The following is a 25,977-nucleotide window of genomic DNA, read 5'->3' on the forward strand; positions in this document are numbered from 1 at the left end:
GCTACATGCTGACAACATTACTCATATTTAGATCAGGAGATAGCCCATGGCTCGTTTCTTCCGTCGTCGTAAATTCTGCCGTTTTACTGCAGAAGGCGTACAAGAGATTGATTACAAAGACGTAGCAACTCTTAAGAACTACATCACTGAAGCTGGTAAAATCGTACCTAGCCGTATCACTGGTACAAGCGCTAAATATCAACGTCAGCTAGCTCGTGCAATCAAACGTGCTCGCTACCTAGCTCTGCTGCCTTACACTGACAAACATCAGTAATCGGCACCGTTTATTAAGAAAGAGGATTAAGCAATGCAAGTTATTCTACTTGATAAAATCGGTCACCTAGGTACCCTTGGCGATACAGTTAACGTTAAATCTGGTTACGCTCGTAACTTCCTTATCCCTCAAGGTAAGGCTGTTATGGCAACTAAAGCTAACGTTGAAATGTTCGAAACTCGTCGTGCTGAACTAGAAGCAAAAGTTGCTGAAGTTCTAGCTGCTGCACAAGCTCGCGCTGACAAACTTAACGCTCTAGAAGCTGTAGTTATCGCTTCTAAAGCTGGTGACGAAGGCAAACTATTCGGTTCTATCGGTACTCGTGACATCGCTGATGCGATCACTGCCGCTGGTGTTGAAGTTGCTAAGAGCGAAGTTCGTCTACCTGAAGGTGCACTACGCACAACTGGTGAATTTGAAATCCAAGTTCAACTTCACGCAGAAGTTTTCGCAGCTGTGAAACTTCAAGTTGTTGCTGAGTAATCTCTCGGTATTCTGACTTAAAAAAAACACCAGCCTCGGCTGGTGTTTTTTTATGTCTGTAATTTGGGATTAGAACGAAACAAGAACACTGACGGTAAATATACCATCGTGTTTGAGCAGACCTTCCGGTACTTTATCGTAGTACTGCAAGTTGTGGCTTAGCTTTAGTGCTATGTCATCTGTGATGTTGTTGGTGATACCGACATCACTTGTATAGATTGTGTTACTGTCACCTGTTACAACGGTAACATCAGCATAAAAATTAAGATTCTTTCTTATCGCCCAATTATTTTTCACGTTCACTCGAATAATTGGCTCTTGGATTAAATCATCAAAAACGACATCATTGGAGTCTATTTCATCGACATTAGGTTCTTGATACCGATAACCAGGACCTAATTCAAATTCCCAAGTGACTTTTTCGGTGTGCATCAATTGGTAACCTAGACCTGCTGATAATGTGTAATCTTTGTAATAAGCAGTGTAGTTGGAGTCGGTACCTTTAAAGCTGCCATATAAATAGCGCTTAGGACCAAGTTTGTAGTCACTTTGCAGCGAATAGTCCGATTTTCGTTTATCTTTATACGTTTCACGAACTAATTTATAGAGCTTCCATTGCCCTGTCGTTCGGTGACGTCCTTCGGTGTAGCTGGCTTGTAACAGTGTGTTCAGGGCTTCTGTATTAGTATTCCCAGAATGTGCTTGATAGCCTAGCTCAACTTGACCTTCCCATGGTGAGGGTACTTTTATGTCCGTATTTTCGGGTGCTTCGGTTTGGGGCTGGGTAGTGTCTTCGGCACAAGCAATGCCCGAAAGCAACAAACTAACACTAAAAAGCCAAAATCTGGACACAAAAACCTCTGATGTTCTAATTTTACTGAGTGAATGATAGGGTTTGTACGGTGAATATTAGTCAAGCTTAGGTTAATTCTGCCTGAGAACACACAAACTTCCGATCCGGTAATTACAAATTATCTAATACCGCTATAATAAGCGGTCATTAAAGCGTTACAGAGTGAAGTCATGGCTGAACCACGAACTGAAAATCGAAACCGTAAACCATCTGATGCACAAGTTGATGCTATCAAAGTACCACCACACTCCATTGAAGCAGAGCAGTCTGTCATCGGTGGTTTGTTGTTGGACAATGAACGTTGGGATACCGTCTCTGAGAGAGTGGTCACGCAGGACTTTTATAGTCGCCCTCATCGCCTGATTTTTGATGCGGTAAAATCTATCCTTGAAAATAGCGAACCTCTCGATCTTATTACGCTCTCTGAGTTTTTGGAACTAAGAGAACAACTCGATGATGTTGGTGGTTTCGCTTATCTTGCCGATCTAGCTAAGAATACCCCAAGTGCGGCAAACATCAATGCTTATGCAGAGATAGTGGCTGAGCGTGCTTTGGTGCGAAACCTTATCGGTGTGGCAAATGAAATTGCTGATGCTGGTTATGACCCTCAGGGGCGTACATCGGAAGACCTTCTGGATATGGCGGAGAGTAAGGTTTTCGCGATTGCCGAGGCACGTACCTCTGAAAATGAAGGACCGCAGAGCGTTGATAATATCCTGAATAAGACACTAGAGCGCATTGAATTATTGTATAAAATGCCACAAGACGGTGTGACAGGTGTTGATACTGGCTTTACCGACTTGAACAAGAAAACGGCGGGTTTGCAAGGCTCGGATCTGATCATTGTTGCAGCGCGTCCTTCGATGGGTAAAACCACATTTGCCATGAACTTATGTGAAAATGCGGCGATGGCTCAGGACAAACCCGTTCTTATTTTCTCTTTGGAGATGCCTGCCGAACAGTTGATGATGCGTATGTTGGCCTCTTTAGCTCGTGTGGATCAGACTCGTATTCGTACAGGTCAGTTGGACGATGAAGACTGGGCGCGGATTTCTTCTACCATGGGACGACTTATGGAGAAGAAAAACATGTACATTGATGACAGCTCAGGTTTAACACCAACCGAAGTGCGTTCTCGTGCTCGTCGTATCGCCCGCGAGCATGGCGGCATATCCATGATCATGGTCGACTACCTTCAGTTGATGCGCGTCCCTTCTTTGGTGGATAACCGTACACTCGAGATTGCAGAAATTTCTCGTTCATTAAAAGCATTAGCCAAAGAGCTGAATGTGCCGGTTGTGGCACTTTCTCAGTTGAACCGCTCATTGGAACAACGTGCTGATAAACGCCCGGTAAACTCGGATTTGCGTGAATCAGGCTCTATTGAACAAGATGCCGACTTAATCATGTTTATCTACCGGGATGAGGTGTATCACCCTGATAGCGCTTTAAAAGGGACGGCTGAAATCATCATTGGTAAGCAACGTAACGGTCCTATCGGTTCGGTGCGTCTTACTTTCCAAGGTCAATTCTCCCGCTTCGATAATTATGCTGGACCAGCATTCGATGATGAGTAGTACTATGCAATACAAACAGGCGGCGACAGCGCACATTGATTTAGATGCGCTGCAATTTAATTTGGGCAAAATTAAGCAACAGGCGCCTAACAGTAAAATCATGGCTGTGGTTAAAGCTAATGGATATGGTCATGGTTTAAGAGACATTGCCCAAAATGCAAATGTTGATGCCTTTGGTGTCGCACGAATTGAAGAAGCATTGCAGCTAAGAGCTTGTGGGATTGTTAAGCCGATTTTGTTGCTCGAAGGTTTTTATTCTCCGGTCGATCTTCCAGTTCTCACCACTAACAACATTCAAACAGTCGTTCACTGTGTTGAGCAGTTAGACGCTTTAGAGCAAGCGGAATTAGAACAGCCTGTATCAGTTTGGCTTAAAATTGATAGTGGTATGCATCGCCTTGGCGTGCGGCCTGAACACTACTCTGATTTTGTTCGCCGCTTAAAAGCCTGTCCGAATGTTGTTAAACCTCTTCGTTATATTAGCCATTTTGCCTGTGCTGATGAGCTCGATAACACCATGACTACGGAGCAAATTTCTCGATTTCGTCAATTGACGGATGATGAGCAAGGTGAACGCTCCATGGCAGCTTCCGCTGGATTACTAGCATGGCCTGAAAGCCAGTTTGATTGGGTGCGTCCTGGAATCATCATGTATGGTGTGTCACCATTCGTTGAGAAAAATGCTGCTGACATGGGATATCGTCCAGTGATGACTCTGAAGTCACATTTGATCGCAGTGAGTGACGTTAAGGCAGGGGAGTCGATTGGTTACGGCACCATTTGGAAAAGTGAGCGTGATACTCGTATTGGTGTCATTGCGATTGGTTATGGCGATGGATACCCTAGAACCGCGCCAAGTGGAACACCAGTTGTGGTCAATGGTCGTACTGTACCAATTGCGGGACGAGTTTCAATGGATATGCTGACGGTTGATCTTGGCCCTAACGCACAGGATAAAGTGGGTGATGAAGCGATTTTATGGGGAGAGCAGTTACCCGTTGAAGTGGTAGCTTCTCATATCGGTACGCTAGGCTATGAGTTAGTGACTAAACTTACCGCTCGAGTTGCGATGTCTTACCATTACAAAGCAGGCCAATAGGCCTGCTTTGTTTATTCACCTTGGATCGTCGCGATAAGGCGTCTTTGACCGCCAAAGTCTCGGTGCTCCCCAAGGTAAATACCCTGCCATGTTCCTAAAGCCAATGACCCGTTGTGGATGGGGATTGTCACACTGGCACCTAAAAGTGATGCCTTAATGTGCGCAGGCATATCATCATCACCTTCATAGGTATGCTGAAAGTAAGATGCTCTTTCAGGCACAACGTGATTAAAGTAGCGTTCCATGTCTCCGCGTACGGTAGGATCAGCATTTTCATTAATGGTAAGACTTGCCGATGTATGTTGGATAAATAAGTGCAGTAATCCCACCGATACTTCTTTCAGTCTAGGCAGTTGCTGTTCGATATCACGAGTAATTAAGTGAAATCCACGAGGATAAGCGGGTAATAGGATAGTGTGCTGCTGCCACATGGTGAGCGCTCCGTAGGCTATTGTTTGTTCGACAGTATAGCGTTATGGTGGGCGTGGATCGATTGCAATATAATGAGGCGATTCCTATGGGTTACTGACTTAACTCAATGTGGAGATGAGTAAGGTCAGTCATACTCGGTCGTCGAAAACGTATTACAAAACTGTGACCTTTAGATCACGGTATTTTTTCTTTTTTTTATCGGGGATTCCAAAGGTAGATTTCTGCTGGAGGAATAAGACCAACTGCTATATCGGGATAGATACCATGCTAAAAAATATCAATCCAACGCAAACTGAAGCTTGGAAAGCGTTGACTGCGCATTTTGAAACCGCGCAAGACATGAACTTAAAATCATTGTTTGCTGAAGACAGCGAACGCTTTGCTAAATTCTCAGCTAGCTTCGGTTCTGATCTGTTAGTGGATTATTCAAAAAACCTTATCAACGAAGAAACCATGCAGCGCTTGTTTGCACTAGCCAAAGAAGTGGATATTCAAAGTGCAATTAAGGCCATGTTTAGTGGTGAAAAAATTAACCGTACTGAAGATCGTGCCGTTCTTCATACGGCACTTCGTAACCGCAGCAATACTCCAGTGTATGTTGATGGCCAAGATGTAATGCCAGCAGTAAATGCGGTTCTAGAAAAAATGAAGTCTTTTTCAGAACGCGTTATTTCTGGTGAGTGGAAAGGTTTTACTGGTAAGGCAATCACTGACGTAGTGAACATCGGTATCGGTGGCTCAGACCTTGGTCCTTACATGGTGACTGAAGCGCTAGTACCTTTCAAAAACCATCTAACCATGCATTTTGTTTCTAACGTTGACGGCACACATATTGCTGAAACGTTGAAAGGTGTTGATCCAGAAACCACATTGTTCTTGGTTGCTTCAAAAACATTTACCACTCAAGAAACTATGACGAATGCGCACACTGCTCGTGATTGGTTCTTGAAAGCAGCAGGTGATGAAGCTCATGTGGCAAAACATTTTGCCGCTCTATCTACCAATGGTAAAGCAGTTGCTGAATTTGGTATCGATACAGAAAACATGTTTGAGTTTTGGGACTGGGTTGGTGGTCGTTACTCACTATGGTCAGCGATTGGTCTATCCATTATTCTTTCTATTGGTTTTGATAACTATGTTGAGTTACTAGCTGGTGCGCATGAAATCGATAAGCACTTTGTGGAGACTCCACTTGAGCAAAATATTCCAGTGATCTTGGCTCTGATCGGCATTTGGTACAACAATTTCCACGGTGCTGAAACAGAAGCTATTCTACCTTACGACCAATACATGCACCGTTTCCCGGCTTACTTCCAACAAGGTAACATGGAATCGAACGGTAAATTTGTCGATCGTAATGGTGACGCTGTTACTTACCAAACCGGTCCTATCATTTGGGGCGAACCAGGCACTAACGGTCAACACGCGTTCTACCAGTTGATCCACCAAGGTACTAAAATGATCCCGTGTGACTTTATTGCTCCGGCGAAAACTCACAACCCAACTGGCGATCACCATCAAAAACTGATGTCTAACTTCTTTGCTCAAACTGAAGCATTGGCATTTGGTAAATCTGCAGAAACCGTTCGTGAAGAATTAGTAAAAGCGGGTAAATCAGAAGATGAGATTGCAGCACTAGTACCTTTCAAAGTCTTTGAAGGTAACCGTCCAACCAACTCTATTTTGGTTAAAGAGATCACTCCTCGTTCACTAGGTAACCTTATTGCGATTTACGAACATAAGATCTTTGTTCAAGGTGTCATTTGGAACATCTTTACCTTTGACCAGTGGGGTGTTGAGTTAGGTAAACAACTTGCAAACCAAATCCTGCCTGAATTGGTTGATGGTAGTAAAGTCGTTTCTCACGATAGTTCTACTAATGGCTTGATCAACGCATTTAAACAACTGCGTGATTAATCTTGATTAGCGCTCTAACCATAGAGCGCTAATGATGACTAATAAAAAAGCTGATGGTTTGCACCATCAGCTTTTTTAATTCTATTTGTGTTGGGATTGCCAATATTATTCGAAGCAAATCTCGATAAATGCATTACCCCATTGAGATGCAAATGGCATAAGGATAATCGAGCCTTCACATTTATGACGAATGGTATGGCCTCTGCCTGATACGACAACTGGCGTTGCCATATCAAAATCAAATCCACTTTCGGCTAGAATACGCTTTGCACCACCAGTCACCATGTTGGTTATTTCACCAACCATGTCGGTTACTTCTTCATTAATGCTGTTAGGCCGTTCACCTAGCATGTTTTGCATAATTTCAAAGGCTAAGCTTTCGTCAAAAGTTATCGACATTGAGCCCCTTGTTTGAGGACCTACCATGCCTATCAGCCCAGAGATATCTCCCCGAGCGATCTCATCTTTCTTCAGACGAGGTTTTTGTGGCTTCAATTCTAAGGAAGCCATGGTTTTTAGCACATTCATCAATGAAGCTAAAAACGGGTTCACAAATTCAGCTCGCATAACCTTCTTCTATTCGTTTAATCCATTATTTAGAGGAACATGACTGGCAAACACCATGTGATTCAATAACATGGTTCTGAATGGTAAAGCCGTGTTTCTCCGCATTTTCTTCCAATAGAGCTACAAGAGTATCATTTTGCAGTTCAATAACGTTACCGCATTTGTCACATATCAATAGATGTGAGAAGTGCTTATGTGCGTTACAAGAACAGCATGAGATAAAACTATTGGTAGACTCTACTCGGTGAATAAAGCCTTGTTCCATTAAAAAGTCGAGTGCACGATAAACTGTAGGAGGCTTTGCTTGAGGTTCACTTTCTTTAAGATCTTCAAGAAGCTCGTAAGCACTAGATGCTTTTTTACTGGAACAAATCAGCTCAAAGACACGCTTACGTTGTGTAGTAAGCCTGACTCCTCTTGCTGCACAGATTTCTTCAATTTGCTGAGTTAGCTTATTGTCCAAATTTATCACCATTGCTGTTGGACTCTAGTAATCATATACCATTTCACGGTGAATATCGTTTTGCATTAGAGAAATAGCAGAGCTTTATTCAATCACTAACATCGATATTCTCATCGATAAGGGAAAAGTATTCACTTTGATGATCGAACAATACCATTTATCAGTCAATTACGATATGACTAAAGTGAGTGGCGGTGACAAGGTTTTGATGCTCTGCTCTTCTCAAAAGGCACTTCTCGGTTATTAAGGTGGATATTTGTTCTGCACGATAGGTGTTCAGTGTGTATAATCCGCCGAAGATAAAGGTGCGTAGGCACTTCTAATAGTTTTTGAGTAGCGATGATCTAAAAGCTCTTTGAGCATGATGATTTTCCTAAGAGTGAATAATTGAGGTACATCAGTGTCAACACCTGATCTTACGAAAGACTTTGTTATGCAACGATTATCTGTTGCTCCTATGCTCGATTGGACCGACCGTCATTGTCGTTATTTTCACCGTTTAATGACGTCGCAAACATTGCTGTATACCGAGATGGTAACTACCGGTGCAATCATTCATGGTAAAGGGGATTTCCTTGCTTATAACGAGCAAGAGCATCCGCTTGCTCTGCAGTTAGGTGGCTCTAATCCAGTGGATTTGGTGCACTGTGCTAAGTTAGCTCAAGAGCGTGGGTACGATGAAGTGAACTTAAACGTAGGGTGTCCTTCTGATCGCGTACAAAATGGACGCTTTGGCGCATGCTTAATGGCAGAGGCTGAATTGGTGGCGGAATGTATTGCTGCGATGAAAGCGGTGGTGGATATTCCTGTGACCGTTAAAACTCGTATCGGTATTGATGATTTGGACTCATATGAGTTTTTGACCAACTTCATCGCGACTGTGTCAGAAAAAGGTGGATGTGAACAGTTTACTATCCACGCTCGTAAAGCATGGTTAAGTGGTCTTAGTCCCAAAGAGAACCGAGAGATTCCACCTTTGGATTACCCGCGTGCATACCAAATTAAAAAAGATTTTCCAGAGTTGACGATTGCTATTAACGGTGGTGTTAAAACGCTGGATGAAGCCAAACAGCACTTAACCCATTTAGATGGTGTGATGATTGGTCGAGAGGCTTACCAAAATCCATATATCTTGGCACAAGTTGACCAAGAGATTTTTGGTGTCGATACCTCTGTGAAGAAACGCTCTGACATTGTGAAAGAGATGTACCCATACATTGAAGCGTGTTTATCTAATGGCAGTTATTTAGGTCATATCACTCGTCATATGCTTGGGTTATTCCAAAATATGCCTGGAGCTCGTCAATGGCGTCGTTACATCAGTGAAAACGCACATAAACCCGGTGCCGGTATTGAGGTTTTGGAACAAGCATTAGCTAAAATTCCGTATCAAGAACTGGATGTGTGATCTTTATTCATAAATCGGTGAATGAATAAAAAGAAGAAGCCATACCTATCTAGGTTTGGCTTTTTGTCATTTAGAATGCGCATCAATAAAAAATAATGATAGAGAACAGTAGTCACTGTTCCAAATAACAACGTTAGAGGACGATTATGTACGCGGCTATTTTTTTATTTTCTTTTTTTGCCACTTTGTGGAGCTTGGGGATTAGCAAGTTGAACTTGATAATTTCTCTCGCGGTTGCTTTGGCTATTGTTTTTTTACTCAGTATGTTAGGTACTGTCTTTAAGATTCTACCTTGGTTAATTTTGGTTTGTGCGGGGATATGGTTATATCGCCGTTACGGAAGAGCGTGATCGCATAATCTTCAGTCCCATAACAACTCATTTTCTTTCCACTATACTGATACTTACGTACAAGGAACGGTAACTGTGAAAGGTGTGGAGTTCGTTGATGAGGAAATACTGTGTAAGATATGGGGCTTTTATACCTTTAGCTCTATCTCTCCCTGCGTGGAGTGCAGATAGTTTCTACTCAGGACAAGTAGGAACTGATGTTTGGCTAGCAGAAACTCAAGGCTCAGGTTCGGAAACTGAGCCATCTAATGTGCCTTCGTTATATATTGCGTTTGAGCATCAGTTTCCTTTTCTTCCCAATTGGGCTTTTCATTATACCAATTTAGTTGAAGACGATATGGCTTACGACCGCTATAGCTATCTCTTCTACTATTCTGTTCTAAACACTGAGTTGTATCGAGTTGATACCGGTGTAAAAGTCTCTCGTTTTAAGGACGGCTTCTATGTAGGGGCTAACTTGCAGATGTACCATTTTAATGCGACAACAGTGACATTTCATTCCTATGGTGAAGTTGCGATCCCCTATATGGTTATCGATGCTTTTGCTGAAATGGATATCGCGCATTTGGGGGGAGACAATGTGCGTTATCGAGATATGTCAATGGGTGTGCAATGGCAAATACCGATTAATATGGGAACGTTAGCGTTACGAGCCGGTTATCGGGAATCGAAAGTGGAATTAAATAATTTGGCGATTCCTAGTATTGTCAGTGATCCTAGATCAATTACATCATCAGGGTTGTTTATTGGGGCTAGAGTTATTTTCTGATGTGACTCTGTAAGCTTAACTCTTGCTATTGTTGAAGTTGTAAATAAACTGGATTTTATCGTAGATGTCGACCATCTTTAATCTATCAATATGGTGGATAGGGTGGGATGAGACATGACGATTACTGAATTAAAATCGCTGTTTCAAGAAAAACAGCTTATCGAAGCGATTATTGAACCTTCAACTCAAGATGGTGCTTGGATTGTTGAGTTTAGGCATCAACGTGGTGGATTCGTACTTTTAACCGATGCTACGGGAAGCGAATGCCAATACGATAACTTAGATTTGGCGTCTGAATCCGCGATGGAAGTCGGCTTTAATCAGGTTAGAGTTGAATCACGCGAATTTTGAGTTACAGCTTTATTTCTTCCAAAAAGTTATAAAACATACCTATCTATTCTTTCTTGTTATTAGGATGAGTGGTTAATCTATCGTCACGCAATGAATATGGAAGTCGTGACAATGTCTTCAGGAAATACCACATCAAAAGAAATAGCTGGTTTAGCGAGTCCTCTAAATGATTTGCAACTGAATCAGTTGCAAGAAACCGTTTCGCAACTCTCATCGACGCAATTGGCGTGGGTGAGTGGTTATTTTTGGGGATTAAGTCAATCGTCGAACGTCGCGATTGCACCATCTGCTCAAGCAGCTGCAACGCCAGCTGGCAAACTCACTATTATTTATGCTTCTCAAACCGGTAACGCCAAAGGCGTGGCGGAAGCATTGAAAGAACAGGCAAGTAATGCCGGTATCCCTGTATCCTTAGTGGATGCAAGTGACTATAAAGGTAAAGATTTAGCCAAAGAAACGCATGTTATTATTGTTTCATCAACCAACGGTGAAGGTGAAGCGCCGGATAATGCATTGGCGTTACATGAATTCCTTCAATCGAAGAAAGCACCTAAATTGCCAAACTTACAATATGGCGTGTTGGCGTTGGGAGACTCAAGTTATGAGTTTTTCTGCCAAACAGGGAAAGACTTCGATGAATTTTTAGAAAAACAGGGGGCAAAACGTTTTATCGACCGTGTCGATTGTGACGTTGATTATGACGCTCCAGCGCAAGAGTGGTCAGCTAAAGCGATTACTTTGGTAAAAGAAACTCTGGCAAGTGCAGCCGCAAGTATTGCGACTGCTGCAACTGCACAAAGTACAGCTCATTCTAATTACACCAAACAGAATCCATTTATCGCAAGCCTGCTTACTAACCAAAAAATTACTGGGCGAGACTCAGGTAAAGATGTTCGTCATGTAGAAATTGATCTGGCAGAGTCGGGTATCCATTACCAACCGGGTGATGCACTTGGTGTTTGGTATGAAAACTCTTCTGAATTAGCCAATGAGATTCTCAGTGCTGTCGGTCTTTCTGGAGTAGAGAGTGTTGATGTGGAGGGTGAAAGCCTTTCAATTCATAGTGCGCTTGTTTCGAAATTTGAAATTACCGCCGCGAATCCGCAATTTATCAATAAATTAAGTGAGCTTGTTGAAAATGCAGATTTGCAGAAGCTGGTGGCTGATAAAGATGAGCTTCGTGACTTTGCTGGTAAGACTCAGATTGTCGATGTATTACATCAATATCCGGTCAAACTCTCTGCTGAGCAACTTGTGTCGCTATTACGTCGTTTAACTCCGCGTCTGTACTCTATTGCATCAAGCCAAACCGAAGTAGATGAGGAAGTTCATCTTACTGTTGGTGTGGTTGAATACGATTACGATGGTAAGGTTCGCGAGGGCGGCGCATCAAGTTATTTAACCCGTCGTCTAGAAGAAGGCGATAACGTTAAGGTGTTCATTGAGCACAACAATAACTTCAAATTGCCTGAAGACGATAACGCTCCAATTATTATGGTTGGTCCAGGAACTGGGATTGCGCCTTTCCGCAGTTTTATTCAAGAGCGTGATAATCGAGGTGCCGCTGGTAAGAATTGGTTGTTCTTCGGTGATAGAACTTTTACGCAGGACTTCTTATATCAAGTTGAGTGGCAGAAGTATCTAAAAGATGGAGTGCTTACTCGTCTTGATGTGGCATTTAGCCGTGATCAGCATGAAAAAGTTTACGTACAGCATCGTATTTTGGAAGAAGCACAGCAGGTTTGGCAGTGGCTTCAAGAAGGAGCTTATATCTACATTTGTGGAGATGCGACTCGCATGGCCAAAGATGTTCATGATGCATTGATTACTGTAGCTAAACAAGAAGGTGGTTTAACTCAGGAGCAAGCTGAGGAATTCCTAAATGAACTGCGTAAAGCGAAACGTTACCAAAGGGACGTATACTAATGAGCATTAATCCAGAAACCAAAGTACAAGAAGTGTTAGGCGAGGTGCTTGGTCCACTTGCGGATAATGAGCGCTTTAAAGGAGAGAGTAACTTCCTACGTGGTACGATCGAGCAGGATCTACAAGATCGAATTACTGGCGGATTTACATCAGATAACTTCCAGTTAATCCGTTTCCACGGTATGTATCAACAAGATGACCGTGATATTCGTGCTGAACGTGCGAAACAAAAACTTGAGCCGCTACATAATGTGATGCTACGCGCTCGTATGCCTGGTGGGGTAATTAAGCCCGAGCAATGGTTAGCGATCGATAAGTTTGCTGCCGAGCACACTATGTACGGGAGTATTCGTTTGACGACGCGTCAAACCTTCCAATTTCACGGTGTACTTAAACCAAACATTAAGATGATGCATAAAATGCTGCATCAGATTGGGATTGATTCCATAGCAACTGCAGGTGATGTGAACCGTAACGTGTTATGTACGACTAACCCTGTTGAGTCTGAATTGCACCAAGAAGCCTACGAATGGGCGAAAAAGATCAGTGAACATTTGCTTCCAAAAACGCGTGCTTATGCTGAGATTTGGTTAGATGGTGAAAAGCTAGAAGGTCCTGATGAAGAGCCTATCTTGGGTAGCACTTATCTACCGCGTAAGTTCAAGACAACCGTTGTTATCCCGCCACAAAATGATGTTGACGTTCACGCGAACGATTTGAATTTCATTGCGATTGCTGATAACGGCAAGCTGGTGGGCTTTAACGTTCTTGTTGGTGGTGGTTTGGCAATGACGCATGGTGATACTTCAACGTATCCACGCCGTGCTGATGAATTCGGTTATATCTCTTTAGAAAATACGCTGAAGATTGCAGAAGCGGTGGTAACCACGCAACGTGATTGGGGTAACCGTTCTAATCGTAAAAATGCGAAAACCAAGTACACATTAGATCGCGTTGGTATTGATGTGTTTAAAGCGGAAGTTGAGCGTCGAGCTGGTGTTCAATTTGAAGCGATTCGTCCATATGAATTTACTGGTCGCGGTGATCGTATTGGTTGGACCAAAGGTATCGATGGTAAATACCATTTAGCTCTGTTTATCGAAAATGGTCGTTTGTTGGATTACCCTGGCCGTCCGCTGAAAACCGGTGTCGCTGAAATTGCGAAAATTCACCACGGTGATTTCCGCATGACCGCCAACCAAAACCTGATCATTGCGGGAGTACCTGCTGAGCAAAAAGATGAAATTGAACGCATTGCTCGTGAACACGGCTTAATGGATGACTCGGTTTCAGAGCAACGTAAGAACTCAATGGCATGTGTGGCTTTTCCAACTTGCCCATTAGCGATGGCGGAAGCAGAACGTTTCTTACCTGATTTCGTTACTCAGGTGGAAGGCATTCTGGAAAAACACGGCCTACCAAAAGAAGACAATATCATTTTACGTGTAACGGGCTGTCCTAACGGGTGTGGTCGTGCAATGTTAGCTGAAATTGGTATGGTGGGTAAGGCTCCAGGTCGGTATAACCTTCATTTAGGTGGTAACCGAGCAGGGACTCGAGTGCCGAAGATGTATAAAGAGAATATTACGGTAGAGCAGATTCTCACGGATATTGATGAGCTGGTGGGGCGTTGGGCTCAAGAGCGTCTAGCTGGTGAATGTTTTGGTGACTTTACTATCCGAGCAGGCATCATCGATGAAGTCGTCGTATCAAAGAGGGATTTTCATGCCTAATTCTCAGTATTCTGTTCCAGAGCTATCAGAATTGCTCTCTTTGTCTAAGGTGGAGCGTGTGCTTCGCCTTCAAAACGTCAATCAGTATTTGGAAACATTGACCGCGCAAGAGCGTGTTCAGTGGGCTTTAGATAACTTGCCGGGGACTCATGCCTTATCTTCTAGTTTTGGTATCCAAGCTGCAGTGATGCTGCATTTGGTATCGACAGAGAAGAAAGAGACTCCAGTAATTTTGACCGACACTGGATACCTATTTCCTGAGACCTACCGTTTTATTGATGAGTTAACTGAGCGTTTGGGGCTTAATCTGCAAATCTATAAAGCAGAACATTCTCCAGCGTGGCAGGAGGCGCGTTATGGAAAACTCTGGGAACAAGGTATAGAAGGTATAGAAAAGTACAACCATATTAATAAAGTAGAACCAATGCATAGGGCATTGGATGATCTCCAAGTGAATACATGGTTTTCTGGTTTACGTCATGAGCAATCTCAATCGCGTGCGAACTTACCTATCCTTGGTATTCAAAATGGTGTGTTTAAATTCTTACCGATTGTAGATTGGACCAATAAAGATGTTCACTATTATCTAAAAGAGTTTGATCTTCCATACCATCCGCTTTGGGACCAAGGTTACTTATCCGTAGGTGATACTCATACCACCAGAAAATGGGAGCCGGGAATGAGTGAAGAAGAAACACGATTTTTTGGTTTGAAACGAGAATGTGGCCTTCATGAAGATGATCATGAACAACATGGTTCTGGTATTTAATAGAAAATGATCAAAAAAAGAAAAAAGAGGCATGTGAATCACAGCCTCTTTTTTATTAGCGCTAGTCGGCTGTGGATAACTCAGTGGAAAAGATGTGCCTTAGATATGGGTAAAGTGGGATAAATAAAGCTTTGCTCGAGAATGCAGCACTTAACCGTTATTTTTGCAATTTTATGAAAAAAGCGCTTGCCACTGTGAGAGAGATCTCTATAATGCCGCTCCATCGACAGGGCAAGCGCTGACAGGCGTCAGAGGCAACAAAGTCAAGTCGAGAGGTCAAAAAAAGAAATTTAAAAAGTGGTTGACACTATTTTGAAAATCGTTAGAATGGCCGCCTCTTTCGCTGCGAAGTAACTCGCAAAGTTGAAAGAAAGCTCTTTAACAATTTAAACCTATCAATCTGTGTGGGCACTCGTTGATGATAATCATAGCTTCTTAGGAAGCACAATGGTGTCAATGAACTGAGTGACCAATCAAGTCTTCGGACTTAGCACAGTCAATTCATTTCAACTTCGGTTGAAATATCAGTATTCATTGAGCCGAAAAAACTTTTAATTGAAGAGTTTGATCATGGCTCAGATTGAACGCTGGCGGCAGGCCTAACACATGCAAGTCGAGCGGCAGCGACATAAACAAACCTTCGGGGGCGGTTATGGGCGGCGAGCGGCGGACGGGTGAGTAATGCCTGGGAAATTGCCCTGATGTGGGGGATAACCATTGGAAACGATGGCTAATACCGCATAATAGCTTCGGCTTAAAGAGGGGGACCTTCGGGCCTCTCGCGTCAGGATATGCCCAGGTGGGATTAGCTAGTTGGTGAGGTAAGGGCTCACCAAGGCGACGATCCCTAGCTGGTCTGAGAGGATGATCAGCCACACTGGAACTGAGACACGGTCCAGACTCCTACGGGAGGCAGCAGTGGGGAATATTGCACAATGGGCGCAAGCCTGATGCAGCCATGCCGCGTGTATGAAGAAGGCCTTCGGGTTGTAAAGTACTTTCAGCAGTGAGGAAGGCGGATGTGTTAATAGCGCATTCGTTTGACGTTAGCTGCAGAAGAAGCACCGGCTAACTCCGTGCCAGCAGCCGCGGTAATACGGAGGGTGCGAGCGTTAATCGGAATTACTGGGCGTAAAGCGCATGCAGGTGGTCTGTTAAGTCAGATGTGAAAGCCCGGGGCTTAACCTCGGAATAGCATTTGAAACTGGCAGGCTAGAGTACTGTAGAGGGGGGTAGAATTTCAGGTGTAGCGGTGAAATGCGTAGAGATCTGAAGGAATACCGGTGGCGAAGGCGGCCCCCTGGACAGATACTGACACTCAGATGCGAAAGCGTGGGGAGCAAACAGGATTAGATACCCTGGTAGTCCACGCCGTAAACGATGTCTACTTGGAGGTTGTGGCCTTGAGCCGTGGCTTTCGGAGCTAACGCGTTAAGTAGACCGCCTGGGGAGTACGGTCGCAAGATTAAAACTCAAATGAATTGACGGGGGCCCGCACAAGCGGTGGAGCATGTGGTTTAATTCGATGCAACGCGAAGAACCTTACCTACTCTTGACATCCAGAGAACTTAGCAGAGATGCTTTGGTGCCTTCGGGAACTCTGAGACAGGTGCTGCATGGCTGTCGTCAGCTCGTGTTGTGAAATGTTGGGTTAAGTCCCGCAACGAGCGCAACCCTTATCCTTGTTTGCCAGCGAGTAATGTCGGGAACTCCAGGGAGACTGCCGGTGATAAACCGGAGGAAGGTGGGGACGACGTCAAGTCATCATGGCCCTTACGAGTAGGGCTACACACGTGCTACAATGGCGCATACAGAGGGCGGCCAACTTGCAAAAGTGAGCGAATCCCAAAAAGTGCGTCGTAGTCCGGATTGGAGTCTGCAACTCGACTCCATGAAGTCGGAATCGCTAGTAATCGTGGATCAGAATGCCACGGTGAATACGTTCCCGGGCCTTGTACACACCGCCCGTCACACCATGGGAGTGGGCTGCAAAAGAAGCAGGTAGTTTAACCTTCGGGAGGACGCTTGCCACTTTGTGGTTCATGACTGGGGTGAAGTCGTAACAAGGTAGCGCTAGGGGAACCTGGCGCTGGATCACCTCCTTAATACGAAGATTATTGCGATGAGTGTTCACACAGATTGATACGGTTTAGTTATAGAGAGCACCGTGTAGATTCCTCTGCCCTCAGCCGATAACGGCGCAGAGATATTGTGTCCCGTTCGTCTAGAGGCCTAGGACACCGCCCTTTCACGGCGGTAACAGGGGTTCGACTCCCCTACGGGATACCATCTTTAAGTGTTCTTGCGAGAATATTTAGAAATGGTTTTACTTTTGTAATGAAAGTGAATCTTTGCTCTTTAACAATTTGGAAAGCTGACAAAACAATGTTTTATTTCAATGAAATAGAAGATTGTTTGTAAAGTTCTCAATTGTCTTCTTTATGAAGACAAACAAAAACACATTCAAGTGTTCTTGGATTTACTTTTTAAGTAAATGTTCAAAATTGAGTCCGGCAATATCGAGTCTGCAACATGTATAAAAATGCAGACAACCTTGGTGACTAACCTTTGTCTTCACTTTTAAAAAGTGAAAGCAAACAAGTCAACCCAAAACTCTTTTGGGTTGTATGGTTAAGTGACTAAGCGTACACGGTGGATGCCTTGGCAGTCAGAGGCGATGAAGGACGTACTAACTTGCGATAAGCGTAGATGAGGCAGTAAGAGCCACTTGAGTCTACGATTTCCGAATGGGGAAACCCAACTGCATAAGCAGTTATCATTAACTGAATACATAGGTTAATGAAGCGAACCGGGAGAACTGAAACATCTAAGTACCCCGAGGAAAAGAAATCAACCGAGATTCCGAAAGTAGCGGCGAGCGAAATTGGATTAGCCCTTAAGCTTTCTATGCGTCAGGCGAAGGTTCTGGAAAGGACCGCGATACAGGGTGATAGCCCCGTAGCCGTTAGCGTATATTCAGTGAAATCGAGTAAGGCGGGACACGTGATATCCTGTCTGAACATGGGGGGACCATCCTCCAAGGCTAAATACTCCTGACTGACCGATAGTGAACCAGTACCGTGAGGGAAAGGCGAAAAGAACCCCTGTGAGGGGAGTGAAATAGAACCTGAAACCGTGTACGTACAAGCAGTAGGAGCCTCCTTGTGGGGTGACTGCGTACCTTTTGTATAATGGGTCAGCGACTTATATTCAGTGGCAAGGTTAACCAATTAGGGGAGCCGTAGGGAAACCGAGTCTTAACTGGGCGTTCAGTCTCTGGATATAGACCCGAAACCGAGTGATCTAGCCATGGGCAGGTTGAAGGTTGAGTAACATCAACTGGAGGACCGAACCGACTAATGTTGAAAAATTAGCGGATGACTTGTGGCTAGGGGTGAAAGGCCAATCAAACTCGGAGATAGCTGGTTCTCCCCGAAAGCTATTTAGGTAGCGCCTCGGACGAATACTACTGGGGGTAGAGCACTGTTAAGGCTAGGGGGTCATCCCGACTTACCAACCCTTTGCAAACTCCGAATACCAGTAAGTACTATCCGGGAGACACACGGCGGGTGCTAACGTCCGTCGTGGAGAGGGAAACAACCCAGACCGCCAGCTAAGGTCCCAAATTATAGCTAAGTGGGAAACGATGTGGGAAGGCTTAGACAGCTAGGATGTTGGCTTAGAAGCAGCCATCATTTAAAGAAAGCGTAATAGCTCACTAGTCGAGTCGGCCTGCGCGGAAGATGTAACGGGGCTAAGCTATAAACCGAAGCTGCGGCAATGCGATTTATCGTATTGGGTAGGGGAGCGTTCTGTAAGCCGTTGAAGGTGTGTTGTAAAGCATGCTGGAGGTATCAGAAGTGCGAATGCTGACATGAGTAACGATAATGGGGGTGAAAAACCTCCACGCCGGAAGACCAAGGGTTCCTGTCCAACGTTAATCGGGGCAGGGTAAGTCGACCCCTAAGGCGAGGCTGAAAAGCGTAGTCGATGGGAAACGGGTTAATATTCCCGTACTTCTTACAATTGCGATGGGGGGACGGAGAAGGCTAGGTGGGCCTGGCGACGGTCGTCCAGGTTCAAGTGCGTAGGCTGAGTATTTAGGCAAATCCGGATACTCCTAAGGCCGAGACACGATGTCGAGCATCTAAGGATGTGAAGTCATTGATGCCATGCTTCCAGGAAAAGCCTCTAAGCTTCAGATTGTAAGGAATCGTACCCCAAACCGACACAGGTGGTCGGGTAGAGAATACCAAGGCGCTTGAGAGAACTCGGGTGAAGGAACTAGGCAAAATGGTACCGTAACTTCGGGAGAAGGTACGCTCTCGACGGTGAAGTCCCTTGCGGATGGAGCTATTGAGAGTCGCAGATACCAGGTGGCTGCAACTGTTTATTAAAAACACAGCACTGTGCAAAATCGTAAGATGACGTATACGGTGTGACGCCTGCCCGGTGCCGGAAGGTTAATTGATGGGGTTAGACTTAGGTCGAAGCTCTTGATCGAAGCCCCGGTAAACGGCGGCCGTAACTATAACGGTCCTAAGGTAGCGAAATTCCTTGTCGGGTAAGTTCCGACCTGCACGAATGGCGTAATGATGGCCACGCTGTCTCCACCCGAGACTCAGTGAAATTGAAATCGCTGTGAAGATGCAGTGTACCCGCGGCTAGACGGAAAGACCCCGTGAACCTTTACTACAGCTTGGCACTGAACATTGAGCCTACATGTGTAGGATAGGTGGGAGGCTATGAAGCAAGTACGCCAGTATTTGTGGAGCCATCCTTGAAATACCACCCTTGTATGTTTGATGTTCTAACTTGGTCCCGTTATCCGGGATAAGGACAGTGCCTGGTGGGTAGTTTGACTGGGGCGGTCTCCTCCCAAAGAGTAACGGAGGAGCACGAAGGTGGGCTAATCACGGTTGGACATCGTGAGGTTAGTGCAATGGCATAAGCCCGCTTAACTGCGAGAATGACGGTTCGAGCAGGTGCGAAAGCAGGTCATAGTGATCCGGTGGTTCTGAATGGAAGGGCCATCGCTCAACGGATAAAAGGTACTCCGGGGATAACAGGCTGATACCGCCCAAGAGTTCATATCGACGGCGGTGTTTGGCACCTCGATGTCGGCTCATCACATCCTGGGGCTGAAGTCGGTCCCAAGGGTATGGCTGTTCGCCATTTAAAGTGGTACGCGAGCTGGGTTTAGAACGTCGTGAGACAGTTCGGTCCCTATCTGCCGTGGGCGTTGGAGAATTGAAAGGGGCTGCTCCTAGTACGAGAGGACCGGAGTGGACGAACCTCTGGTGTTCGGGTTGTGTCGCCAGACGCATTGCCCGGTAGCTAAGTTCGGAATCGATAACCGCTGAAAGCATCTAAGCGGGAAGCGAGCCTTGAGATGAGTTCTCCCTGGCGCTATAAGCGTCCTAAAGGGTTGTTCGAGACTAGAACGTTGATAGGCAGGGTGTGTAAGCGTTGTGAGGCGTTGAGCTAACCTGTACTAATTGCCCGTGAGACTTAACCATACAACACCAAAAGGGTTTTGTACGGACTCGATTAAGACATTTGAATTGTGTTTGAACTTTATAAAAACAGTTTTCCAGATTTAGGAATAGAATTTATCAACTACATCCTTGTAGTTGACCCTTCGGGCCGCACTAAAGTGCGTTAAATTTTGTTCCAGACAAAATTTTGCTTGGCGACCATAGCGATTTGGACCCACCTGATTCCATGCCGAACTCAGAAGTGAAACGAATTAGCGCCGATGGTAGTGTGGGGCTTCCCCATGTGAGAGTAGGACATCGCCAGGCTTTAATCTCGCTTGCTTGATGAAATATCAAGCAAGTCACCATAAAGTTTTAAGTTGATTAGAATTTTATGTTGACTTTCAAAGTGGGTAGCGTAAGATACGCCTCCTGCCTAAGTGCTAAGACACTGAAAGCAAAGCTCTTTAACAATTTAAACCTATCAATCTGTGTGGGCACTCGTTGATGATAATCATAGCTTCTTAGGAAGCACAATGGTTTCAATGAACTGAGTGACCAATTAAGACTTCGGTCTTAGCACAGTCAATTCATTTCAACTTCGGTTGAAATATCAGTATTCATTGAGCCGAAAAAACTTTTAATTGAAGAGTTTGATCATGGCTCAGATTGAACGCTGGCGGCAGGCCTAACACATGCAAGTCGAGCGGCAGCGACATAAACAAACCTTCGGGGGCGATTATGGGCGGCGAGCGGCGGACGGGTGAGTAATGCCTGGGAAATTGCCCTGATGTGGGGGATAACCATTGGAAACGATGGCTAATACCGCATAATAGCTACGGCTTAAAGAGGGGGACCTTCGGGCCTCTCGCGTCAGGATATGCCCAGGTGGGATTAGCTAGTTGGTGAGGTAAGGGCTCACCAAGGCGACGATCCCTAGCTGGTCTGAGAGGATGATCAGCCACACTGGAACTGAGACACGGTCCAGACTCCTACGGGAGGCAGCAGTGGGGAATATTGCACAATGGGCGCAAGCCTGATGCAGCCATGCCGCGTGTATGAAGAAGGCCTTCGGGTTGTAAAGTACTTTCAGCAGTGAGGAAGGCGGATGTGTTAATAGCGCATTCGTTTGACGTTAGCTGCAGAAGAAGCACCGGCTAACTCCGTGCCAGCAGCCGCGGTAATACGGAGGGTGCGAGCGTTAATCGGAATTACTGGGCGTAAAGCGCATGCAGGTGGTCTGTTAAGTCAGATGTGAAAGCCCGGGGCTTAACCTCGGAATAGCATTTGAAACTGGCAGGCTAGAGTACTGTAGAGGGGGGTAGAATTTCAGGTGTAGCGGTGAAATGCGTAGAGATCTGAAGGAATACCGGTGGCGAAGGCGGCCCCCTGGACAGATACTGACACTCAGATGCGAAAGCGTGGGGAGCAAACAGGATTAGATACCCTGGTAGTCCACGCCGTAAACGATGTCTACTTGGAGGTTGTGGCCTTGAGCCGTGGCTTTCGGAGCTAACGCGTTAAGTAGACCGCCTGGGGAGTACGGTCGCAAGATTAAAACTCAAATGAATTGACGGGGGCCCGCACAAGCGGTGGAGCATGTGGTTTAATTCGATGCAACGCGAAGAACCTTACCTACTCTTGACATCCAGAGAACTTAGCAGAGATGCTTTGGTGCCTTCGGGAACTCTGAGACAGGTGCTGCATGGCTGTCGTCAGCTCGTGTTGTGAAATGTTGGGTTAAGTCCCGCAACGAGCGCAACCCTTATCCTTGTTTGCCAGCGAGTAATGTCGGGAACTCCAGGGAGACTGCCGGTGATAAACCGGAGGAAGGTGGGGACGACGTCAAGTCATCATGGCCCTTACGAGTAGGGCTACACACGTGCTACAATGGCGCATACAGAGGGCGGCCAACTTGCAAAAGTGAGCGAATCCCAAAAAGTGCGTCGTAGTCCGGATTGGAGTCTGCAACTCGACTCCATGAAGTCGGAATCGCTAGTAATCGTGGATCAGAATGCCACGGTGAATACGTTCCCGGGCCTTGTACACACCGCCCGTCACACCATGGGAGTGGGCTGCAAAAGAAGCAGGTAGTTTAACCTTCGGGAGGACGCTTGCCACTTTGTGGTTCATGACTGGGGTGAAGTCGTAACAAGGTAGCGCTAGGGGAACCTGGCGCTGGATCACCTCCTTAATACGAAGATTATTGCGATGAGTGTTCACACAGATTGATGGTTTTGAAGCGCAAGCTTCGAGCTATTATTGCTCTTTAACAATTTGGAAAGCTGACAAAACAATGTTTTATTTCAATGAAATAGAAGATTGTTTGTAAAGTTCTCAATTGTCTTCTTTAAGAAGACAAACAAAAACACATTCAAGTGTTCTTGGATTTACTTTTTAAGTAAATGTTCAAAATTGAGTCCGGCAATATCGAGTCTGCAACATGTATAAAAATGCAGACAACCTTGGTGACTAACCTTTGTCTTCACTTTTAAAAAGTGAAAGCAAACAAGTCAACCCAAAACTCTTTTGGGTTGTATGGTTAAGTGACTAAGCGTACACGGTGGATGCCTTGGCAGTCAGAGGCGATGAAGGACGTACTAACTTGCGATAAGCGTAGATGAGGCAGTAAGAGCCACTTGAGTCTACGATTTCCGAATGGGGAAACCCAACTGCATAAGCAGTTATCATTAACTGAATACATAGGTTAATGAAGCGAACCGGGAGAACTGAAACATCTAAGTACCCCGAGGAAAAGAAATCAACCGAGATTCCGAAAGTAGCGGCGAGCGAAATTGGATTAGCCCTTAAGCTTTATATGCGTCAGGCGAAGGTTCTGGAAAGGACCGCGATACAGGGTGATAGCCCCGTAGCCGTTAGCGTATATTCAGTGAAATCGAGTAAGGCGGGACACGTGATATCCTGTCTGAATATGGGGGGACCATCCTCCAAGGCTAAATACTCCTGACTGACCGATAGTGAACCAGTACCGTGAGGGAAAGGCGAAAAGAACCCCTGTGAGGGGAGTGAAATAGAACCTGAAACCGTGTACGTACAAGCAGTAGGAGCCTCCTTTGTGGGGTGACTGCGTACCTTTTGTATAATGGGTCAGCGACTTATATTCAGTGGCAAGGTTAACCAATTAGGGGAGCCGTAGGGAAACCGAGTCTTAACTGGGCGTTCAGTCTCTGGATATAGACCCGAAACCGAGTGATCTAGCCATGGGCAGGTTGAAGGTTGAGTAACATCAACTGGAGGACCGAACCGACTAATGTTGAAAAATTAGCGGATGACTTGTGGCTAGGGGTGAAAGGCCAATCAAACTCGGAGATAGCTGGTTCTCCCCGAAAGCTATTTAGGTAGCGCCTCGGACGAATACTACTGGGGGTAGAGCACTGTTAAGGCTAGGGGGTCATCCCGACTTACCAACCCTTTGCAAACTCCGAATACCAGTAAGTACTATCCGGGAGACACACGGCGGGTGCTAACGTCCGTCGTGGAGAGGGAAACAACCCAGACCGCCAGCTAAGGTCCCAAATTATAGCTAAGTGGGAAACGATGTGGGAAGGCTTAGACAGCTAGGATGTTGGCTTAGAAGCAGCCATCATTTAAAGAAAGCGTAATAGCTCACTAGTCGAGTCGGCCTGCGCGGAAGATGTAACGGGGCTAAGCTATAAACCGAAGCTGCGGCAATGCGATTTATCGTATTGGGTAGGGGAGCGTTCTGTAAGCCGTTGAAGGTGTGTTGTAAAGCATGCTGGAGGTATCAGAAGTGCGAATGCTGACATGAGTAACGATAATGGGGGTGAAAAACCTCCACGCCGGAAGACCAAGGGTTCCTGTCCAACGTTAATCGGGGCAGGGTAAGTCGACCCCTAAGGCGAGGCTGAAAAGCGTAGTCGATGGGAAACGGGTTAATATTCCCGTACTTCTTACAATTGCGATGGGGGGACGGAGAAGGCTAGGTGGGCCTGGCGACGGTCGTCCAGGTTCAAGTGCGTAGGCTGAGTATTTAGGCAAATCCGGATACTCTCAAGGCCGAGACACGATGTCGAGCATCTAAGGATGTGAAGTCATTGATGCCATGCTTCCAGGAAAAGCCTCTAAGCTTCAGATTGTAAGGAATCGTACCCCAAACCGACACAGGTGGTCGGGTAGAGAATACCAAGGCGCTTGAGAGAACTCGGGTGAAGGAACTAGGCAAAATGGTACCGTAACTTCGGGAGAAGGTACGCTCTCGACGGTAAAGTCCCTTGCGGATGGAGCTATTGAGAGTCGCAGATACCAGGTGGCTGCAACTGTTTATTAAAAACACAGCACTGTGCAAAATCGTAAGATGACGTATACGGTGTGACGCCTGCCCGGTGCCGGAAGGTTAATTGATGGGGTTAGACTTAGGTCGAAGCTCTTGATCGAAGCCCCGGTAAACGGCGGCCGTAACTATAACGGTCCTAAGGTAGCGAAATTCCTTGTCGGGTAAGTTCCGACCTGCACGAATGGCGTAATGATGGCCACGCTGTCTCCACCCGAGACTCAGTGAAATTGAAATCGCTGTGAAGATGCAGTGTACCCGCGGCTAGACGGAAAGACCCCGTGAACCTTTACTACAGCTTGGCACTGAACATTGAGCCTACATGTGTAGGATAGGTGGGAGGCTATGAAGCAAGTACGCCAGTATTTGTGGAGCCATCCTTGAAATACCACCCTTGTATGTTTGATGTTCTAACTTGGTCCCGTTATCCGGGATAAGGACAGTGCCTGGTGGGTAGTTTGACTGGGGCGGTCTCCTCCCAAAGAGTAACGGAGGAGCACGAAGGTGGGCTAATCACGGTTGGACATCGTGAGGTTAGTGCAATGGCATAAGCCCGCTTAACTGCGAGAATGACGGTTCGAGCAGGTGCGAAAGCAGGTCATAGTGATCCGGTGGTTCTGAATGGAAGGGCCATCGCTCAACGGATAAAAGGTACTCCGGGGATAACAGGCTGATACCGCCCAAGAGTTCATATCGACGGCGGTGTTTGGCACCTCGATGTCGGCTCATCACATCCTGGGGCTGAAGTCGGTCCCAAGGGTATGGCTGTTCGCCATTTAAAGTGGTACGCGAGCTGGGTTTAGAACGTCGTGAGACAGTTCGGTCCCTATCTGCCGTGGGCGTTGGAGAATTGAAAGGGGCTGCTCCTAGTACGAGAGGACCGGAGTGGACGAACCTCTGGTGTTCGGGTTGTGTCGCCAGACGCATTGCCCGGTAGCTAAGTTCGGAATCGATAACCGCTGAAAGCATCTAAGCGGGAAGCGAGCCTTGAGATGAGTTCTCCCTGGCGCTATAAGCGTCCTAAAGGGTTGTTCGAGACTAGAACGTTGATAGGCAGGGTGTGTAAGCGTTGTGAGGCGTTGAGCTAACCTGTACTAATTGCCCGTGAGACTTAACCATACAACACCAAAAGGGTTTTGTACGGACTCGATTAAGACATTTGATTGTGTTTGAACTTTATAAAATCAGTTTTCCAGATTTAGGAATAGAATTTATCA

Annotated in this window: 16 protein-coding genes, 1 tRNA gene and 5 rRNA genes; 18 read left to right on the plus strand and 4 right to left on the minus strand. The window is 45.7% G+C overall.

Going from position 1 to position 25,977, the window contains the following annotated elements; genetic code table 11:
• Positions 1–46: 46 nt before the first annotated feature.
• Positions 47–274 carry a 30S ribosomal protein S18 gene (gene rpsR, locus JCM16456_RS01560; protein ID WP_000090471.1) on the plus strand — a complete coding sequence of 76 codons (228 nt, stop codon included), beginning with the start codon at positions 47–49 and terminating at the stop codon, positions 272–274.
• Positions 275–307: 33 nt separating this feature from the next.
• Positions 308–757: a 50S ribosomal protein L9 gene (gene rplI, locus JCM16456_RS01565; RefSeq protein WP_068711770.1), complete on the plus strand. Its 450-nt coding sequence runs from the start codon at positions 308–310 to the stop codon at positions 755–757.
• A gap of 69 nt (positions 758–826) precedes the next feature.
• Here rplI and JCM16456_RS01570 read toward each other — a convergent pair whose 3' ends face one another.
• On the minus strand, positions 827–1,609 hold the full coding sequence (locus tag JCM16456_RS01570; protein WP_068711772.1) for a DUF481 domain-containing protein: 783 nt from the start codon (positions 1,607–1,609) through the stop codon (positions 827–829).
• Between the two features lie 171 nt (positions 1,610–1,780).
• On the opposite strand from JCM16456_RS01570, the gene JCM16456_RS01575 reads away from it, so the two are divergent.
• Complete coding sequence (locus JCM16456_RS01575; RefSeq protein ID WP_068711774.1) at positions 1,781–3,187, plus strand: replicative DNA helicase; 1,407 nt, start codon at positions 1,781–1,783, stop codon at positions 3,185–3,187.
• Positions 3,188–3,191: 4 nt separating this feature from the next.
• Positions 3,192–4,286 carry an alanine racemase gene (gene alr, locus JCM16456_RS01580; RefSeq protein WP_068711776.1) on the plus strand — a complete coding sequence of 365 codons (1,095 nt, stop codon included), beginning with the start codon at positions 3,192–3,194 and terminating at the stop codon, positions 4,284–4,286.
• Positions 4,287–4,297: 11 nt separating this feature from the next.
• Here the strand turns inward: alr and JCM16456_RS01585 are convergent, their stop codons facing one another.
• Positions 4,298–4,717, minus strand: a complete 420-nt coding sequence (locus JCM16456_RS01585; protein ID WP_068711778.1) for a secondary thiamine-phosphate synthase enzyme YjbQ — start codon at positions 4,715–4,717, stop codon at positions 4,298–4,300.
• Positions 4,718–4,982: 265 nt separating this feature from the next.
• Here JCM16456_RS01585 and pgi point away from each other — a divergent pair, with 265 nt between their 5' ends.
• The gene (gene pgi, locus JCM16456_RS01590; RefSeq protein ID WP_068711780.1) at positions 4,983–6,635 is read left to right on the plus strand and encodes a glucose-6-phosphate isomerase; all 1,653 of its coding nucleotides are present in this window, start codon (positions 4,983–4,985) and stop codon (positions 6,633–6,635) included.
• 105 nt (positions 6,636–6,740) lie between these two features.
• Here pgi and JCM16456_RS01595 read toward each other — a convergent pair whose 3' ends face one another.
• Complete coding sequence (locus JCM16456_RS01595; RefSeq protein WP_068711782.1) at positions 6,741–7,202, minus strand: chemotaxis protein CheX; 462 nt, start codon at positions 7,200–7,202, stop codon at positions 6,741–6,743.
• Positions 7,203–7,227: 25 nt separating this feature from the next.
• Positions 7,228–7,677, minus strand: a complete 450-nt coding sequence (gene zur / locus JCM16456_RS01600; protein ID WP_068711784.1) for a zinc uptake transcriptional repressor Zur — start codon at positions 7,675–7,677, stop codon at positions 7,228–7,230.
• A 421-nt stretch (positions 7,678–8,098) separates the two neighbouring features.
• On the opposite strand from zur, the gene dusA reads away from it, so the two are divergent.
• The 13 genes from dusA to JCM16456_RS01665 all read left to right on the plus strand — a co-directional run bounded on the left by dusA (position 8,099) and on the right by JCM16456_RS01665 (position 25,879).
• A complete protein-coding gene (dusA, locus tag JCM16456_RS01605) occupies positions 8,099–9,073 on the plus strand; it encodes a tRNA dihydrouridine(20/20a) synthase DusA (protein ID WP_082712202.1) in 975 nt (324 codons plus the stop codon).
• A gap of 146 nt (positions 9,074–9,219) precedes the next feature.
• A complete protein-coding gene (locus tag JCM16456_RS24425; RefSeq protein WP_068711786.1) occupies positions 9,220–9,423 on the plus strand; it encodes an envelope stress response protein PspG in 204 nt (67 codons plus the stop codon).
• Positions 9,424–9,520: 97 nt separating this feature from the next.
• The gene (locus tag JCM16456_RS01615) at positions 9,521–10,192 is read left to right on the plus strand and encodes a TIGR04219 family outer membrane beta-barrel protein (RefSeq protein ID WP_068711788.1); all 672 of its coding nucleotides are present in this window, start codon (positions 9,521–9,523) and stop codon (positions 10,190–10,192) included.
• 114 nt (positions 10,193–10,306) lie between these two features.
• Positions 10,307–10,543 carry a hypothetical protein gene (locus JCM16456_RS01620; RefSeq protein ID WP_068711790.1) on the plus strand — a complete coding sequence of 79 codons (237 nt, stop codon included), beginning with the start codon at positions 10,307–10,309 and terminating at the stop codon, positions 10,541–10,543.
• A 90-nt stretch (positions 10,544–10,633) separates the two neighbouring features.
• Positions 10,634–12,469, plus strand: coding sequence for an assimilatory sulfite reductase (NADPH) flavoprotein subunit (locus JCM16456_RS01625; RefSeq protein WP_068711792.1), 1,836 nt, complete (start codon positions 10,634–10,636; stop codon positions 12,467–12,469).
• A complete protein-coding gene (cysI, locus tag JCM16456_RS01630; protein ID WP_068711794.1) occupies positions 12,469–14,202 on the plus strand; it encodes an assimilatory sulfite reductase (NADPH) hemoprotein subunit in 1,734 nt (577 codons plus the stop codon). Before JCM16456_RS01625 ends, cysI begins: the two co-directional genes overlap by 1 nt.
• Positions 14,195–14,971, plus strand: a complete 777-nt coding sequence (locus JCM16456_RS01635) for a phosphoadenylyl-sulfate reductase (RefSeq protein ID WP_068711796.1) — start codon at positions 14,195–14,197, stop codon at positions 14,969–14,971. Before cysI ends, JCM16456_RS01635 begins: the two co-directional genes overlap by 8 nt.
• A gap of 552 nt (positions 14,972–15,523) precedes the next feature.
• A 16S ribosomal RNA gene (locus JCM16456_RS01640) occupies positions 15,524–17,076 on the plus strand.
• A 108-nt stretch (positions 17,077–17,184) separates the two neighbouring features.
• Positions 17,185–17,260, plus strand: a tRNA-Glu gene (locus JCM16456_RS01645).
• A 340-nt stretch (positions 17,261–17,600) separates the two neighbouring features.
• Positions 17,601–20,490 (plus strand): 23S ribosomal RNA (locus JCM16456_RS01650).
• A 169-nt stretch (positions 20,491–20,659) separates the two neighbouring features.
• Positions 20,660–20,775, plus strand: a 5S ribosomal RNA gene (gene rrf, locus JCM16456_RS01655).
• A gap of 314 nt (positions 20,776–21,089) precedes the next feature.
• Positions 21,090–22,642 (plus strand): 16S ribosomal RNA (locus tag JCM16456_RS01660).
• Between the two features lie 346 nt (positions 22,643–22,988).
• Positions 22,989–25,879 (plus strand): 23S ribosomal RNA (locus JCM16456_RS01665).
• Together the 16S, 23S and 5S rRNA genes with 1 tRNA gene alongside form the textbook arrangement of a ribosomal RNA operon.
• The last annotated feature ends 98 nt before the right edge of the window (positions 25,880–25,977 follow it).

The organism is Vibrio tritonius, assembly GCF_001547935.1.
In the GTDB taxonomy this organism is placed as follows: domain Bacteria; phylum Pseudomonadota; class Gammaproteobacteria; order Enterobacterales; family Vibrionaceae; genus Vibrio; species Vibrio tritonius.

What these genes read in the sequence shown, in the direction of transcription:
- rpsR (WP_000090471.1), top strand. Translation starts at nt 47, where the DNA reads ATGGCTCGTTTCTTCCGTCGTCGTAAATTCTGCCGTTTTACTGCAGAA.
- rplI (WP_068711770.1), top strand. Translation starts at nt 308, where the DNA reads ATGCAAGTTATTCTACTTGATAAAATCGGTCACCTAGGTACCCTTGGC.
- JCM16456_RS01575 (WP_068711774.1), top strand. Translation starts at nt 1,781, where the DNA reads ATGGCTGAACCACGAACTGAAAATCGAAACCGTAAACCATCTGATGCA.
- alr (WP_068711776.1), top strand. Translation starts at nt 3,192, where the DNA reads ATGCAATACAAACAGGCGGCGACAGCGCACATTGATTTAGATGCGCTG.
- JCM16456_RS01585 (WP_068711778.1), bottom strand. Translation starts at nt 4,717, where the DNA reads ATGTGGCAGCAGCACACTATCCTATTACCCGCTTATCCTCGTGGATTT.
- pgi (WP_068711780.1), top strand. Translation starts at nt 4,983, where the DNA reads ATGCTAAAAAATATCAATCCAACGCAAACTGAAGCTTGGAAAGCGTTG.
- JCM16456_RS01595 (WP_068711782.1), bottom strand. Translation starts at nt 7,202, where the DNA reads ATGCGAGCTGAATTTGTGAACCCGTTTTTAGCTTCATTGATGAATGTG.
- zur (WP_068711784.1), bottom strand. Translation starts at nt 7,677, where the DNA reads ATGGTGATAAATTTGGACAATAAGCTAACTCAGCAAATTGAAGAAATC.
- dusA (WP_082712202.1), top strand. Translation starts at nt 8,099, where the DNA reads ATGCAACGATTATCTGTTGCTCCTATGCTCGATTGGACCGACCGTCAT.
- JCM16456_RS24425 (WP_068711786.1), top strand. Translation starts at nt 9,220, where the DNA reads ATGTACGCGGCTATTTTTTTATTTTCTTTTTTTGCCACTTTGTGGAGC.
- JCM16456_RS01615 (WP_068711788.1), top strand. Translation starts at nt 9,521, where the DNA reads ATGAGGAAATACTGTGTAAGATATGGGGCTTTTATACCTTTAGCTCTA.
- JCM16456_RS01620 (WP_068711790.1), top strand. Translation starts at nt 10,307, where the DNA reads ATGACGATTACTGAATTAAAATCGCTGTTTCAAGAAAAACAGCTTATC.
- JCM16456_RS01625 (WP_068711792.1), top strand. Translation starts at nt 10,634, where the DNA reads ATGAATATGGAAGTCGTGACAATGTCTTCAGGAAATACCACATCAAAA.
- cysI (WP_068711794.1), top strand. Translation starts at nt 12,469, where the DNA reads ATGAGCATTAATCCAGAAACCAAAGTACAAGAAGTGTTAGGCGAGGTG.
- JCM16456_RS01635 (WP_068711796.1), top strand. Translation starts at nt 14,195, where the DNA reads ATGCCTAATTCTCAGTATTCTGTTCCAGAGCTATCAGAATTGCTCTCT.